Below are 13,781 nucleotides of genomic sequence, written 5' to 3'. Positions count from 1 at the left end.
TCGCCGCGGGACTACCATGGCCGGCGGAGGGCAACGAATCGACGGAGGTCCTCATGAAACCGTTCTGCGCGTTCCTGCTGCTGGGCACGCTGGCCGCCGGCCAGAGTGCGCTGGCGACCTCGATGTCGCTCAACCGGTTCACGCCCAGGGTCCTGCCGGTGCTGGTGCAGGTGGACAGCCACGGCAAGGTCACCCAGGTGTCGCCTTCGATCGAGCTGTCCCCGCGCTATGACCGGCTGCTGCGCCAGAGCCTGGACGAGATGATCACCCGACCGGCAAACGACCACGGGCGTCCGGTCGCCAGCCAGTTCGTGATCAACCTCGGGCTGCAGACCACGCCGAGGCCGGACGGCAATTTCGACGCGAAGTTCGTGTACGTGTCGACCTCGCCCGTACCGTCGGGCTCCTGGTACTGGGTGCACGTCGATGGCCACCGGCTGGCGCTGCAAAGTCGCAACGCCGATGTGCGTCAGCGCTTCTTCCGTCACCCGCCGAACTATCACTGGCCCGTGCCGCCGCCGCGCTATTACCCGCCGGTGCAGAACACCACCAGCACGCCGCCGAGCCGACCGCCGTCACGTCCGCCAGGCCATCGCTGAGAAACCCGTTCCACGCGGATCGGGATTTCGAGCCTCGGGCGACGTAGTGTTCGACAAGACGGTCATCCTGTCGCCGCCCTGCGACCGGAACGGCGCAGCGCTGCGGGACGCCGGGGAAGTGGCAGGCAGCCACTGGCAGGAGTAGCCTCGGGCTTCGGGGAGGGGGATCAACGAAACTGGAGGTTCATATGAAACGGATGTGCGCGTTCGTCTTGCTCGGCTCGATGGCTGCCGGCCAGGGTGCCTTGGCAGCTTCGATCACGATGAACACACCCGATGTCCTGCCCGTACTGGTGCAGGTGGATAGTCAGGGCAAGGTCACGCAGGTGTCGCCTTCGGTCGAGTTGAGGCCGAGCTACGACAAGCTGCTGCGCAAAACCCTGGACCAGATGATCACCCGTCCCGCAAACGACCACGGACAACCGGTGGCGAGCCAGTTCGTGATCAACCTTGGCATGCAGGCGGTGCCCCGGTCGGACGGTAACTACGAGGCTCGTTTCGTCTACGTGTCGACCTCGCCGGTACCGACGGGCTCCTGGCACTGGGTGCACACAGACAACCGCCGGCTCGCCTTGAAGAGCCAGGACGTGTCGCCGCGGCTGCAGCATCGTTCCCTCCCGCAGCAAAACATCCACCGCTGGGACGTTTCGACGAATCCCGCTTCGTCGACGCAGGGCGCAGCCGCCTCCAGCGCAACCCACGCACGGCCTGCGGGCCAGCCGCGCAACCAGCGCTGAGCCCGTCATTGGTCTGTAAATCCCGGCCCCGCAACGGGCCGGGATTTTTTTGTGGCTCGCGGCCGATTTCCGCGCGCCCCCCTCTCAGCCGCCCTTGCGTATCCGCGCCTGCGATGCGACGCCGCGTCGTCGCGCGTGTCTGTCCCGGGGTTGTCGCGTTAACGGCAGTGGCGCATGGCATGTCGATTTCACGCGCGTTCGCGCGTCGTACTCCGGGCGCGGCAATCACGCGGCGCCGGGTAGCACGCGAAGGAGAACAGCCATGCGGTTTTTGTCGATGATCCGGTTGCAGGAGACCGGCCGGATGCCCAGCGAACAACTGATGGCCGAGATGGGGCGGCTGATCGAACAGATGACCCGCGAAGGCACACTGGTCGATACCGCCGGCCTGCGCCCGAGCGCGGAGGGCGTGCGGGTGCGGCTGCGCGCCGGTCATATCTCCACCACCGACGGCCCGTTTGCCGAGAGCAAGGAAATGATCGGCGGCTATGCGGTCCTGGAGGCCGATTCCATGGACCACGCCATCGCGCTGACCAAACGCTTCCTGGCCGTGCATGGCGACGCCTGGGACCTCGAGTGCGAGGTGCGCCAGATCGAAGGTCCGGACAGCGAGCACTGCGGGGCCTCGAAGGCGATGGCGTCCGGCGCCGCCGGTTGACGTTCGCGGGACGGGCGGTTGCCCTACATTGGCGGCCCGCCCCTGACGGATGCTTCCATGCCCACGACACCCCGGCCCACGACACCCCGCCTCGTTGGCCGGAGCAGCTCCCACTACACCCGGCTCGCACGGCTGTTCGCCGAGGAGTTGAACATCGCCTACACGTTCGAGCCCGTGCATGACCTGGCTTCGCGCGATCCGGCCGATTACGCCGGCAACCCGGCGCTCAAGCTGCCGGTGCTGGTGCTGGCCGAAGGGCCGGTGTTCGGCGCCGAGAACATATGCCGCACGTTGGCTGCGCAGGCGGGCAACCCGCTGCGCATCCTGTGGACCGAACAGCTGCCGGACCCACGCGCACGCAATGCGCAGGAGCTCATTTGGCACGGCATGGGAGCGCAGGTGCAACTGGTCTTCGGCATGCAGGTGGCGCAGCTGCCCGCGGAAAACGTGTACTTCGCCAAGGCGGCCGATGGCTTCCGCAACGCACTGGCCTGGCTGGATGCCAATCTGGAGTCGGTGCTGCACGGCTTGCCGCCCCGGGACCTGAGCCTGCTCGAGGCCTCGTTGTTCTGCCTGCTCGAACACCTGCACTTCCGCGACACGCTGCCGCTTGCGCCCTACCACCACCTGGCCGCGTTCGCGGCAAGCTGGCGCGAACGTTCCGCCGCGCGACGCACCCTCTACGCGTTCGACGTCGCGGCGCCGGGCTGAGGCCTTGGCCTGCTGACAGGATGCTGTCAGCAGGGCGGCAACACGCTCCGTGGCACCTTCCCCGGAGACGCCCATGTCCGCTTCCAGCCTGACTCTCTACACCACCCGCGCCGGCTTCGACCTGCCCGACACCAGCCCGTTCGTGCTCAAGACCGAAGTGCAGTTGCAGATGGCGGGGCTGGCCTACGAGCGTGTGTCCGCGATTCCGCCCCAGGCGCCCAAGGGCAAGCTGCCCTACATCGACGACGATGGCGTGGTGGTGACCGACTCGACCTTCATCCGCGCGCACGTCGAGCGCACTTGCGGGTTGGACCTGGATGCGGGGCTGGACGCGCTGCAGCGCGCCCAGGCCTGGGCGATCGAACGCATGCTCGAAGACCACCTGTATTTCGCCATGGTCTGGTTCCGCTGGCTGGAGCCGGCCAACTTCGCCAAGGGGCCTGCGCACTTCGCCGATACGGCCCCGGAGGACCAGCGTGAGCAGCTGCGTCATGAGCTGCAGTCGCGCAAGCGGGCCGAGCTGCACGCGCAGGGACTGGGCCGGCACACGCCCGAAGACATCGCGGTGCTTGGTACCCGCTCGATCGACGCGCTTTCCGTGCAGCTCGGCGACAAGCCCTGGCTGATGGGCGGAACCCCGAGCGGCGTGGACGCCACTGCCTTCGGCATGCTCGCCTGCGTACTCACGCCGTTCTTCGACACGCCGTTGCGGCGCGCCGCGCAAGCGCACGGCAACCTGACCGCGTACGTCGCCCGCATGATGCAGCGTCACTACCCCGGGCATCCTTGGCCAGCGTGAGTACCGCAGCCGCTTGCGCCGTCCGCATGGCCGCGGACGGCGCGCGGTCGCTCAGGGTTGGTACCAGGAACCTTGGCCGGCCGCTCCATTGGGCAGAATGGTCTGCGTGCCGGTCGCCACATCGATGATGCGCAGGGAGCCGTTGCGGTTGGCGAGGACGCGCGTGCCGCTATCGGACCAGTCGGCCGCCTGGTATTCCACGCCATCGACGTGCTCGTGGGTGACTTCGGTGAGGCCGGTGCCGTCGGCATTCATGACGTAGAGCGAGCTGTAGAGCGGGTAGTCCGGCGCGCTTCCAAGGTCCTCGCGCGAGAAGGCTATGCGGGTGCCGTCTTTCGAATAGCGTGGACGGTACCCATCGCCGAGCGACGTCATCGTGTCGGTGGCGAAGTCGACCCGCATCATGGGGGTGATGCTATCGGTGAGATCGTAGTAGATGCCCTCGGTGCCGTCGGGCGAGAACGTGAAGTAGCGCGCCTCGTCCAGGGTCTGTGCGGTCAGCAGTGTGCGGGTACCGGTGTTGGCGTTGACGCGGTAGGCGCGCGAATAGAACGGCGGTTCGAGCCCGGACCCGAACCAATCGACCTGGACGAAGAGGCTCTTGCCGTCGGCGGACCATTGCGGCGGATCCATATCGTGCGAGGTGCACCAGAGGGTACGGTTGGCGGTGCCGTCGCCGCGCACGGTCGAGAGGCAGGACTGGTCACCGATCATGGCGACGTATGCGATGCGCGCTCCGGGCCCCCAGGTGGCGTACTGCTTGAGGCCGACGCCGGAGGTGATGCGGTTGACCGAACCGCCACTGCGATCGACGGTGAACAACTGCGAGCGGTCCGACGTGGCGCGCTTGAGTTTCTCGAAGACGATGGTGGTGCCGTTGGGCGACCAGCTGCCGCCGAGGTAGTAGATGTTGTCCACTTGCGGCGTCAGCGGCACGACCACGCCGGTGGTCGGCCGGACGCGGTAGATCGTGGCGGTGCGCAGGGTGTCGTCCGGCCAGTATGTCGCCCGCGAAAACAGCACCGAGGCCGTGGCCGCCAGCGCAGGTGGCGCTGCCAGGACGGCGAGCAGGAAAGCGAAAAGCGATGGCGCGAGTGGGCGCTTTTTCATGGTCATGCTCCGTTTGGAAAATCCCCCCGTTTGCCACCCGAAGGCAACGCACGGACGCGACCGCGCCGACACCCCGCGTGCATGGCGGGATGTGCACAGACGAGCGACGAAAGCCTTGGATGAATCCGAACGAGGCGTGCGGTTGGCGCACGTTGTGCGGCCGCGGACCGACCGTGGCGCAAGCGGCGTTCCCCACGCCTCCCCAATGAGTCCCTCCCGAAGGGCGCGCAATGTGCGCGCGCGTGCGTTAAGCACGCGACTAGGTGCCGCCGAAAACGAAATAACGCACCCGATCGATTTGCCCAGTCCGGAACCGGCGGCGGTCAGCGCGTCGTGGCGCGGAAGAAACGTGTGAGCGCGGCGGCCTGCATCGGTGCGCCGCGACCCGCGCGCGCGATGCGCTCAGCCGCGCACGCGCGCCGGATTGCCGACGACGGTAGCGCCCGCCGGCACGTCGCGGGTGACCACGCTGCCGGCGCCGATCAGCGCATCGTCGCCCACGTTGACGCCGGGCAGGATGAGCGCGCCTGCGCCGATCCAGACGTTGCGGCCGATCCGCACGGGTCGCCCGAACTCCAGGCCGGTGGCGCGTTGCGCGGGATCGCGCGGGTGATCGGCAGCGAGGATCTGCACGCCCGGTCCGACCTGCGTGCGCTCGCCGATGTGCACCTGGACCACATCCAGGATCACGCAGTTGAAGTTGAGGAAGACCCCGGCGCCCAGATGGATGTTGAAGCCGTAATCGCAATGGAAGGGTGGGCGAATCACGGCGCCGTCGCCGACCGTCGCGAGCCGCTCCTTCAGCAGCGCGTGCCAGCGCTCGGGGCCCTCGGCGAGCGCGCCGTTATAGCGGGACAGCCAGCGATGGTTGGCGCCGAGTTCGGCCTGCAGCTCCGGTGCGCTGGCGTCGTAGAGATCGCCAGCGAGCATCTTCTCCTTCTCGCTGCGCATGGGCGGATCAATCCTTGAGCGCACCTTCCGTCGGGTCGCTCGCGGCGTAGACCGAGTCCGGATACTCGGCCGCGTGCGGTCGCTTCAAGGCCTGGCGCACGTCCGGTGGCAGGTGGGCGACGTCCAGGATCACCTTGCCCTCGTGCACGTCGCGGATCGCATCGGCCGGCAGGGTGAAGTCGCCGCCGTTCTCGATGTTGACGACCAGCTCGCGGCTGTCCGCATGCACCTCGCGCACGGCGCCCACACCCAGTTCGCCGTCGGCGACGAACACCATGAAGCCCGGTTCGATCGGTTCTTGCATGAGGCTGACCTCGCTGGGGAGACCGCCCGAGTGTGGCGTCCGGGCCGTGCGGGCGGGGTGATGGTCAGGTCGCCACGTCGCGTACCCACACGGCCCCCAGCGCACGCGTGTCGGGCACGCCGATGCCGTTGGGGTCGCCACGCACGTAGTGGGTTACGTGTGGCACCGGGTCGGCGAAGGCAGGGCCGAGCAGGCGGGCCAGCTCGCCACGGAAGGCGTGCATCGCGGGCAGGTCCAGGTATTCGATGATCGACCAGCAGTCGAGCGTGCCGCTGTCGGCCGGCTTGGTCTTGTGCAGCAAGGCATAGCGGCCGGTGCGCCGTGGCGACCACGACAGCGACTCGTACAGCGCGCGCAGCCGGGCCTCGCCGATGCCTTCGGCCGCGTAACGGCACATCGCCTGGTCCAGCACGGTGACGTGGAACTCGGACTTGCGTTTCAGCCGCACGCCATCGATCCCGCATGCATCGCCGAAGGGCGCAGCCATGCCCTCGGCCGGCAGCGGCAGGACCAATGCGCGACCCGGCCAGACACCGGGCCAGGGGAGGGCAGACAGGCGGGATTCTTCCATGCGGCGCATGCTCACGGGGTAGGCGTCCAGGAACGGCGAACGAGGCAGGGACTCAGGCTACCGGCATCCTGTACGCTCAGCGCATTTCATCCGCCTGCCAGGAACCATGGACCCGAATACCCCCGCGCGCATCGGCATCATCGGACTGGGTTACGTCGGCCTGCCGCTGGCGGTGGAATTCGGGCGCCACTTCGACACGCTCGGCTACGACATCGACGCTGCGCGTGTGGAAGCACTGCGCAGCGGCCGCGACCACACGCTGGAAACCACCGCCGAGCAGCTGCGTGCCGCCACCCGGCTGTCGTTCACCGACCGTGTGGCCGACCTCGCCTCGTGCAATGTCTACATCGTCACCGTGCCCACGCCGATCGACGAAGCGCAGCGGCCGGATCTCAAGCCGCTGGAATCGGCCTGCCGCATGCTCGGGCCGCAGCTCAAGCGCGGCGACCTGGTGGTGTTCGAGTCGACCGTGTACCCGGGCACCACCGAGGAAGTCTGCGTGCCGCTGCTGGCCGAGGGGTCGGGGCTGCTGTTCAACGTGGACTTCTTCTGTGGCTACAGCCCGGAGCGGATCAACCCGGGCGACCACGCGCGACGCGTGACCGACATCGTCAAGCTCACGTCCGGCTCCACCGTGGAAGCGGCCGAGCGCGTCGATGCGCTCTACCGCACAATCATCCGCGCCGGCACGCACAAGACCTCCTCGATCCGCGTGGCCGAGTCGGCCAAGGTCATCGAGAACGTGCAGCGCGACGTCAACATCGCGCTGGTCAACGAGCTGGCGCTGATCTTCCATCGGCTGGGCATCGACACCGAGGAGGTGCTCGCCGCGGCCGGCACCAAGTGGAACTTCCTGCCGTTCCGGCCCGGCCTGGTCGGCGGCCACTGCATCGGCGTGGACCCGTACTACCTCACCCACAAGGCCGAGGTCACCGGCTATCACCCGGAGCTGATCCTCGCCGCTCGCCGGATCAACAGCCGCATGGGCAGCGTCGTGGCCGACCGGGTGATCCGCCTGATGAGCGAGCGGCGCCTGCACATCGTCGATGCGCGCGTGCTGGTGCTGGGCTTTGCGTTCAAGGAGAACTGCCCGGACCTGCGCAACACGCGGGTGATCGACATCGTGCGCGAGCTGGAGTCCTCCGCGGCGCAGGTGGACGTGTACGATCCCTGGGTGGATGCGGCCGAGGCCGAGCGGGCCTACCGCGTGCGGCTGGTGGATGAGCCCGGCGAGGGCTACGACGCGATCATCGTGGCCGTGGCGCACCGGCAGTTCGAAGCGATGGGCGCGGGGCGCATCCGCGCGCTGGGCAAGCCGGGGGCTGTCATCTACGACGTCAAATCGGTGCTGCCGCAGGAAGCGGTCGACGGGCGCCTGTAGCGGCGCATCCGGGCGCGACCGTCATGCCCCGCGCAAGGGGAAGTGCGGTCGCGCCCGAGAACGCTCCTGCACGCATCCGGCCGCCCTTCGGTTGACCGCGCGCCGTCTAATCCGTACCATTTTGGTCTGGATTTGACGAGGCTCTCCCCATGCTTCGCGTCAGCCGCCTGACCGACTACGCCGCGGTGGTGATGACCTGCATCGCCGCCCACCCGCACGACGTGCTCAGCACCGCGCAGATCGCCGACGAGACGCGGCTGGAGCTGCCGACCGTGAGCAAGCTGCTGAAGTCGCTGGGCCACGCCGGCCTGGTCGAGTCGTTCCGCGGCGTCAACGGCGGCTACCGGCTGGCGCGCCCGGCGCGCGAGATCAGCCTGGCGCAGATCGTCGAGGCGATGGAAGGGCCGATCGGCATGACCGAATGCAGTGTCGAAGGGCAGTGCGACCGCGAGTCGCAATGCGGCGTGCGCGGCAGCTGGCGGCGCATCAGCAGCGTGCTGGACAACGCGCTGCGCGCGGTCAGCCTGGCCGACATGCTGCAACCGCCGCGCCCGGCGGTAGCCACCGTGGCGCTGAGCGAACTGAAGGGCAGGACCCACGCATGACCGAAACCATCGAAAACGCCTTGCGCGACAACGCCCAGGTGGCCGAAGCCCTGGGCCGCAACTACGAGGCCGGCTTCGTCACCGCCATCGAGAGCGTCAGCCTGCCGCCGGGCCTGGACGAGGACACCATCCGCCAGCTCTCGGCGATCAAGCGCGAGCCCGAATGGATGACGCAGTGGCGCCTGGCCGCCTTCCGCCACTGGCAGGCCATGCCCAAGCCGGACTGGGCCAAGCTCAAGATCGACCCGATCGACTACCAGGCGATCAGCTACTACTCGGCGCCGAAGAAGGCGCCCAAGTCGCTGGACGAGGTCGATCCGGCGCTCTTGGAAACCTACGAAAAGCTCGGCGTGCCGCTGCACGAGCGCGCGGCGCTGGCCGGTGTGGCGGTCGACGCCGTGTTCGACTCGGTCTCGGTCGGTACCACCTTCCGCAAGAAGCTGGCCGACGCCGGCGTGATCTTCTGCTCGATGAGCGATGCGATCCGCGAGCATCCGGAGCTGGTGCAGAAGTACCTGGGCAGCGTGGTGCCGCAGGGCGACAACTTCTTCGCCGCGCTGAACTCCGCGGTGTTCTCCGACGGCAGCTTCGTGTTCGTGCCCGAGGGCGTGCGCTGCCCGATGGAGCTGTCCACCTATTTCCGCATCAACGCGCAGAATACCGGCCAGTTCGAGCGCACGCTGATCGTCTGCGAGGACCGTGCGCACGTGTCCTACCTGGAAGGCTGCACCGCGCCGCGGCGCGACGAGAACCAGCTGCATGCCGCCGTGGTGGAACTGGTCGCGCTCGAAGGCGCGACGATCAAGTACTCGACCGTGCAGAACTGGTACCCCGGCGACGAGAACGGCGTCGGCGGCATCTACAACTTCGTGACCAAGCGCGGCGACTGCCGCGGCGCGGACAGCAAGATCAGCTGGACCCAGGTCGAGACCGGCTCGGCGGTGACCTGGAAGTACCCGTCCGTGGTACTGCGCGGCGACCGCTCGGTCGGTGAGTTCTACTCGGTGGCGCTGACGCACCATTTCCAGCAGGCCGACACCGGCACCAAGATGATCCATATCGGGCGCGACACCAAGTCCAAGATCGTCTCCAAGGGCATCTCGGCCGGGCGCAGTTCCAACAGCTACCGCGGCCTGGTCAAGGTGGAGAAGGGCGCCGAGCACGCGCGCAACTACACCCAGTGCGACTCGCTGCTGATCGGCAAGAAATGCGGCGCGCATACCTTCCCGTACATGGAAGTGAAGAACCCCACCGCGATCGTCGAGCACGAGGCGACCACCTCGAAGATTTCCGACGACCAGATGTTCTACTGCCGTTCGCGCGGCATTGGCGAGGAAGACGCCGTGTCGATGATCGTCGATGGCTTCTGCAAGCAGGTGTTCCGCGAGCTGCCGATGGAGTTCGCGGTCGAGGCCAAGAAGCTGCTCGAAGTCTCGCTCGAAGGAGCGGTGGGATGACGGCGACCGCCACCAGCACGCATCCGGGCGGCACCGATCTGCATGCCCTGCTCGCGGGCCTGAATCCGCGCCTGCATCCGATGCCGCGCCGGTTCCTGTTCGTCTCGCACGAGAAGGCCGCCGTGCGTATGCAGGAAGCGCTGATGATGTTCCGCGAGGACGAGGGCGTCACGCTGATCGTCGACCACGACCTGGACGGCCCGGAAGTGGTGGCCGACCGGCTGCTGTGGGCGCAGATCACGCTCGGCGTGGAATCCAGCCTCGACGCGGTCGGCATGATGGCCGCCGTCTCCGCCGCGCTCGCCACGCGCGGCATCTCCCGCAACCCGGTTTCCGCGTTCCTGCACGACCACGTGTTCGTGCCCTGGGACCGCCGCGAGGACGCGCTCGACGCGCTCGCGCACCTCTCTGCCTGATGGACACGACCATGCTCAAGATCGACAACCTGCACGCCCGCGTCGAGGGCAAGGACATCCTCAAGGGACTTTCGCTGACGGTGAAGCCGGGCGAGGTGCACGCCATCATGGGCCCCAACGGCGCCGGCAAGTCCACCCTGGGCAACGTGCTGTCCGGGCGCGCGGGCTACGAGGTCACCGAAGGCTCGGTACTGTTCGAAGGCCGCAACCTGCTGGAGCTCGAGCCTGAGGAGCGTGCCGCCGCCGGCGTGTTCCTGGCCTTCCAGTACCCGGTCGAAATTCCGGGCGTGAACAACACCTACTTCCTGCGCGCGGCCTTCAACGCCCAGCGCAAGGCGCGCGGCGAGGCGGAGCTGGACTCCATGCAGTTCCTCAAGCTGGTGCGCGAGAAGCTCAAGATCATGCAGCTGTCGCCGGACCTGCTCAATCGCGCGGTCAACGAAGGCTTCTCCGGCGGCGAGAAGAAGCGCAACGAGATCTTCCAGATGGCGTTGCTGGAACCGAAGCTTGCGATCCTGGACGAGACCGACTCGGGCCTGGACATCGACGCGCTCAAGCAGGTATCCGAGGGCGTCAATGCGCTGCGCTCGCCGGAGCGCTCGTTCATCGTGGTGACCCACTACCAGCGCCTGCTCGACTACATCGTGCCGGACTTCGTGCACGTGCTGGCCGGCGGGCGCATTGTCGAGAGCGGCGACCGCAGCCTGGCGCTCAAGCTGGAGGAGCACGGCTACGCGTGGGTCGCCGAGCACGGCGAACCGGCCGGGGTCTCGGCATGAATCAGCCGGCCCGTACGCCGTTCGTCGCCGCGCTGGCCGACGCGCCGCTGCCGGCCAGCGGTGTCGCCTGGCTGGACCAGGCTCGACGCGAGAACCTCGTTGCCTTCGCCGAGGCCGGCTTGCCGGATACGCGCGTGGAGGCGTGGAAATACACCGCGCTGCGCGCGCTTTCGCAGCGCAGCTTCGCCGCCGGCGATGCGCAGGCGGCCCGACGGGCGGTCGATCCGGTGGCGCTGGCGCTGCCGGGCATCGAGGGCCCCGCGCTGGTATTCGTCAACGGCGTGTTCCGCGCCGATCTCTCTCTGCTCGACGACGTGCCGCCCGGTGTGAGCCTGCAGCCGCTGTCGGGTGCACTGACCCATGCGCCGGATCCGCTGCGCTTCGCCCTGTCCCGCCGCTATCGCGAGCCGAGCGACGCGTTCGCACGGCTCAACGGCGCGTTCGCCACCGACGGTGCCGTGTTGCGCGTGGCCGCGGGCGCCAAGGTCGCCGCGCCGGTCCGCCTGCTGTTCATCGGCGCGGCGGCCGAGCGTGACGTGGCCTGGCACGTGCGCGACCTGGTGGAGCTCGGCGAGGGCGCCGAGCTGGCCTTGATCGAGCAGCACCTGGGCGCCGGCGAGCAGGCGCACCTGGGTACCCGGCTGGCCGACTTCACGCTGCACGCGGACGCGGCCCTGCACCACGTGGTGCTGCAGCAGGCGGGTGCCGGCAGCAGCCTGGTGCGGCGCAGCCACTACCGCCTGGACGCCCGCGCGCAGGCGCATCTGCACGTGCTGGAGCTGGGCGCCACGCTTGCCCGCCACGACGTGCGTGCGGAGCTGGTAGGTGACGCGGCCGTTTTCCATACCCATGGCGCATTCCTGCCGGACGGCCGCCAGCACATCGATACCCAGCTGGCGATCCACCACCAGGCGCGCAACACCGTGTCCGCCTCGACCTGGCGCGGCGTGGCCAGCGGCCGCGGGCGCGGCGTGTTCCGCGGCGCGATCGTGGTGAACACCGGCGCCGACGGCACCGATGCCTCGCTCAACAACAAGAACCTGCTGCTGTCGACCCAGGCCGAGATCGACACCAAGCCGGAGCTGGAGATCTACGCCGACGAGGTGAAGGCGGCGCACGGCGCCACCGTCGGACAGCTCGACGAGCGTGCGCTGTTCTATCTGCGCTCGCGTGGCATCCCGGGTGAGCAGGCGCGCACGCTGCTCACCACGGCCTTCGCCCGCGCGCCTTTCGAGTCGCTGCCGGACGATGCATTGCGCCAGCACATCGACCAGTTGCTGCTGAGTCGGCTCCCGGCCTGATTGGGACCGGACCAGAGGGGCCGAAGCAAGCCCAACTTTCCTTCACATCCGGCAGGCTAAAACGTCGTGATCCCTTCTTCACAAAGCGAGACACCGATGTCCGCCACCGCCGCCCACGCGCACTCGGCACCTGCCCTCGATATCACGCGCATCCGCGCCGACTTTCCGCTGCTCTCCCGCAGCGTGCACGGCAAGCCGCTGGTCTACCTGGACAACGCCAATACCAGCCAGAAGCCCGCGGTGGTGATCGAGGCGGTGGACACGCACTACCGCCTGCACAACGCCAACGTCTCGCGCGCCGTGCACCAACTCGGCGAGGAAGCGACGCTGGCCTACGAGGGCGCGCGCGACAAGCTGGCGCGCTTCATCAACGCGCCCTCGCGCAACGAGCTGGTGCTGACTTCCGGTACCACGCAGGCGATCAACCTGGTCGCCTACAGCTACGCGCTGCCGCAGCTCAAGCCGGGCGACGCCATCCTGACCACGTTGATGGAACACCACGCCAATATCGTGCCCTGGCAGCTGGTGGCCCAGCGCAGCGGCGCCACGGTGAAGTTCGCGCCGATCGACGAACGCGGCGAGCTGGACGTGGAACGCTACGTCGCCATGCTCACGCCCGAGGTGAAGCTCGCCTGCGTGGCGCAGGTGTCCAACGTGCTGGGCACCGTGAACCCGGTGCGCGAGATCGCCCGCGAATGCGCGCGCCGCGGCATTCCGCTGCTGGTCGACGGCTCGCAGGCCGTGCCGCACCGGCCGGTCGACGTGCAGGCGCTGGGCTGCGATTTCTACGCCTTCACCGGACACAAGATGCTTGGCCCGACCGGCACCGGCGCGCTGTGGGCGAAGCGCGCACACCTGGACGCGATGCCGCCGTTCTTCGGTGGCGGCGACATGATCCGGCAGGTGCGCGTGGACGGCACCACCTTCGCCGAGCCGCCGCACAAGTTCGAGGCGGGCACGCCCAACATCGCCGGCTTCGTCGGCCTCGGCGCGGCGGTGGATTACTACCACTCCCTGGATCTGGAGGCGATCCACGCGTGGGAGCAGCAACTGCTGTCCTACGCCACCGAACGCCTTCGCGAAGTGCCGGGGCTCAGGCTGTTCGGCGAGGCGGCGGAGAAGGAGCCGGTGATCTCCTTTCTCATCGAAGGCACGCAGTCCACCGACCTTGCCACGCTGCTGGACCTGGAAGGCGTGGCCGTGCGCTCGGGGCACCACTGCGCGCACCCGCTGATGCAGCACTACGGCGTGCCCGCCACGCTGCGCGCGTCGATGGCGTTCTACAACACGATGGAAGAAATCGACGTGTTCGTCGCTGCGTTGCAGAAGGTACGCAAGCTGCTGATGTAACGGCTTGCCCGTGTAGGGTGGGCTTCAGCCCACCAGCGCCGATGCCGATCGC

16 protein-coding genes are annotated in these 13,781 nt (G+C 68.2%); 12 read left to right on the top strand and 4 right to left on the bottom strand.

Features of this window, described 5'->3' with window-relative positions; translation table 11 throughout:
- Positions 1–53 precede the first annotated feature (53 nt).
- The 5 genes from J7I44_RS09165 (at position 54) to J7I44_RS09145 (ending at position 3,504) form a co-directional block, all read left to right on the top strand.
- Entirely contained in the window at positions 54–599 is a 546-nt protein-coding gene (locus J7I44_RS09165) for a hypothetical protein (protein WP_209619285.1), read from the top strand.
- 188 nt (positions 600–787) lie between these two features.
- Positions 788–1,336: a hypothetical protein gene (locus tag J7I44_RS09160; RefSeq protein ID WP_209619281.1), complete on the top strand. Its 549-nt coding sequence runs from the start codon at positions 788–790 to the stop codon at positions 1,334–1,336.
- 262 nt (positions 1,337–1,598) lie between these two features.
- The gene (locus J7I44_RS09155; protein ID WP_209619278.1) at positions 1,599–1,994 is read left to right on the top strand and encodes a YciI family protein; all 396 of its coding nucleotides are present in this window, start codon (positions 1,599–1,601) and stop codon (positions 1,992–1,994) included.
- A 57-nt stretch (positions 1,995–2,051) separates the two neighbouring features.
- Complete coding sequence (locus J7I44_RS09150) at positions 2,052–2,705, top strand: glutathione S-transferase family protein (protein ID WP_209619276.1); 654 nt, start codon at positions 2,052–2,054, stop codon at positions 2,703–2,705.
- Positions 2,706–2,778: 73 nt separating this feature from the next.
- Positions 2,779–3,504 carry a glutathione S-transferase family protein gene (locus J7I44_RS09145; protein WP_209619273.1) on the top strand — a complete coding sequence of 242 codons (726 nt, stop codon included), beginning with the start codon at positions 2,779–2,781 and terminating at the stop codon, positions 3,502–3,504.
- 51 nt (positions 3,505–3,555) lie between these two features.
- Here J7I44_RS09145 and J7I44_RS09140 read toward each other — a convergent pair whose 3' ends face one another.
- From J7I44_RS09140 to J7I44_RS09125, 4 genes are all read right to left on the bottom strand, one after another.
- The gene (locus J7I44_RS09140) at positions 3,556–4,614 is read right to left on the bottom strand and encodes a TolB family protein (RefSeq protein ID WP_209619272.1); all 1,059 of its coding nucleotides are present in this window, start codon (positions 4,612–4,614) and stop codon (positions 3,556–3,558) included.
- Between the two features lie 402 nt (positions 4,615–5,016).
- Positions 5,017–5,565: a sugar O-acetyltransferase gene (locus J7I44_RS09135; RefSeq protein WP_209619270.1), complete on the bottom strand. Its 549-nt coding sequence runs from the start codon at positions 5,563–5,565 to the stop codon at positions 5,017–5,019.
- 7 nt (positions 5,566–5,572) lie between these two features.
- Positions 5,573–5,869: a hypothetical protein gene (locus J7I44_RS09130; protein ID WP_209619268.1), complete on the bottom strand. Its 297-nt coding sequence runs from the start codon at positions 5,867–5,869 to the stop codon at positions 5,573–5,575.
- A 64-nt stretch (positions 5,870–5,933) separates the two neighbouring features.
- Positions 5,934–6,440 (bottom strand): hypothetical protein, encoded by a 507-nt coding sequence (locus J7I44_RS09125; protein ID WP_209619266.1) that lies wholly within the window; start codon positions 6,438–6,440, stop codon positions 5,934–5,936.
- A gap of 106 nt (positions 6,441–6,546) precedes the next feature.
- On the opposite strand from J7I44_RS09125, the gene J7I44_RS09120 reads away from it, so the two are divergent.
- The 7 genes from J7I44_RS09120 (at position 6,547) to J7I44_RS09090 (ending at position 13,729) form a co-directional block, all read left to right on the top strand.
- On the top strand, positions 6,547–7,821 hold the full coding sequence (locus J7I44_RS09120; protein ID WP_209619265.1) for a nucleotide sugar dehydrogenase: 1,275 nt from the start codon (positions 6,547–6,549) through the stop codon (positions 7,819–7,821).
- A gap of 149 nt (positions 7,822–7,970) precedes the next feature.
- Positions 7,971–8,426, top strand: coding sequence for an SUF system Fe-S cluster assembly regulator (locus J7I44_RS09115; protein WP_209619264.1), 456 nt, complete (start codon positions 7,971–7,973; stop codon positions 8,424–8,426).
- Positions 8,423–9,883, top strand: a complete 1,461-nt coding sequence (gene sufB, locus J7I44_RS09110; RefSeq protein ID WP_209619263.1) for a Fe-S cluster assembly protein SufB — start codon at positions 8,423–8,425, stop codon at positions 9,881–9,883. Before J7I44_RS09115 ends, sufB begins: the two co-directional genes overlap by 4 nt.
- Positions 9,880–10,299: an ACT domain-containing protein gene (locus J7I44_RS09105; RefSeq protein ID WP_209619261.1), complete on the top strand. Its 420-nt coding sequence runs from the start codon at positions 9,880–9,882 to the stop codon at positions 10,297–10,299. Before sufB ends, J7I44_RS09105 begins: the two co-directional genes overlap by 4 nt.
- Complete coding sequence (sufC, locus tag J7I44_RS09100) at positions 10,299–11,078, top strand: Fe-S cluster assembly ATPase SufC (protein WP_209619259.1); 780 nt, start codon at positions 10,299–10,301, stop codon at positions 11,076–11,078. Before J7I44_RS09105 ends, sufC begins: the two co-directional genes overlap by 1 nt.
- Positions 11,075–12,379, top strand: a complete 1,305-nt coding sequence (sufD, locus tag J7I44_RS09095) for a Fe-S cluster assembly protein SufD (protein ID WP_209619257.1) — start codon at positions 11,075–11,077, stop codon at positions 12,377–12,379. Before sufC ends, sufD begins: the two co-directional genes overlap by 4 nt.
- Positions 12,380–12,475: 96 nt before the next feature.
- A complete protein-coding gene (locus J7I44_RS09090; RefSeq protein WP_209619255.1) occupies positions 12,476–13,729 on the top strand; it encodes a cysteine desulfurase in 1,254 nt (417 codons plus the stop codon).
- The last annotated feature ends 52 nt before the right edge of the window (positions 13,730–13,781 follow it).

It is taken from the genome of Frateuria flava, assembly GCF_017837635.1.
Classification (GTDB): domain Bacteria; phylum Pseudomonadota; class Gammaproteobacteria; order Xanthomonadales; family Rhodanobacteraceae; genus Frateuria_A; species Frateuria_A flava.
Note: the sequence above shows the minus strand (reverse complement) of the source record. Positions and strands in the feature narration are given on the sequence as shown.

Excerpts from the sequence above, each read along its gene's own strand:
- J7I44_RS09165 (WP_209619285.1), top strand. The coding sequence starts at position 54 with ATGAAACCGTTCTGCGCGTTCCTGCTGCTGGGCACGCTGGCCGCCGGC.
- J7I44_RS09160 (WP_209619281.1), top strand. The coding sequence starts at position 788 with ATGAAACGGATGTGCGCGTTCGTCTTGCTCGGCTCGATGGCTGCCGGC.
- J7I44_RS09155 (WP_209619278.1), top strand. The coding sequence starts at position 1,599 with ATGCGGTTTTTGTCGATGATCCGGTTGCAGGAGACCGGCCGGATGCCC.
- J7I44_RS09150 (WP_209619276.1), top strand. The coding sequence starts at position 2,052 with ATGCCCACGACACCCCGGCCCACGACACCCCGCCTCGTTGGCCGGAGC.
- J7I44_RS09145 (WP_209619273.1), top strand. The coding sequence starts at position 2,779 with ATGTCCGCTTCCAGCCTGACTCTCTACACCACCCGCGCCGGCTTCGAC.
- J7I44_RS09140 (WP_209619272.1), bottom strand. The coding sequence starts at position 4,614 with ATGAAAAAGCGCCCACTCGCGCCATCGCTTTTCGCTTTCCTGCTCGCC.
- J7I44_RS09135 (WP_209619270.1), bottom strand. The coding sequence starts at position 5,565 with ATGCGCAGCGAGAAGGAGAAGATGCTCGCTGGCGATCTCTACGACGCC.
- J7I44_RS09130 (WP_209619268.1), bottom strand. The coding sequence starts at position 5,869 with ATGCAAGAACCGATCGAACCGGGCTTCATGGTGTTCGTCGCCGACGGC.
- J7I44_RS09125 (WP_209619266.1), bottom strand. The coding sequence starts at position 6,440 with ATGGAAGAATCCCGCCTGTCTGCCCTCCCCTGGCCCGGTGTCTGGCCG.
- J7I44_RS09120 (WP_209619265.1), top strand. The coding sequence starts at position 6,547 with ATGGACCCGAATACCCCCGCGCGCATCGGCATCATCGGACTGGGTTAC.
- J7I44_RS09115 (WP_209619264.1), top strand. The coding sequence starts at position 7,971 with ATGCTTCGCGTCAGCCGCCTGACCGACTACGCCGCGGTGGTGATGACC.
- sufB (WP_209619263.1), top strand. The coding sequence starts at position 8,423 with ATGACCGAAACCATCGAAAACGCCTTGCGCGACAACGCCCAGGTGGCC.
- J7I44_RS09105 (WP_209619261.1), top strand. The coding sequence starts at position 9,880 with ATGACGGCGACCGCCACCAGCACGCATCCGGGCGGCACCGATCTGCAT.
- sufC (WP_209619259.1), top strand. The coding sequence starts at position 10,299 with ATGGACACGACCATGCTCAAGATCGACAACCTGCACGCCCGCGTCGAG.
- sufD (WP_209619257.1), top strand. The coding sequence starts at position 11,075 with ATGAATCAGCCGGCCCGTACGCCGTTCGTCGCCGCGCTGGCCGACGCG.
- J7I44_RS09090 (WP_209619255.1), top strand. The coding sequence starts at position 12,476 with ATGTCCGCCACCGCCGCCCACGCGCACTCGGCACCTGCCCTCGATATC.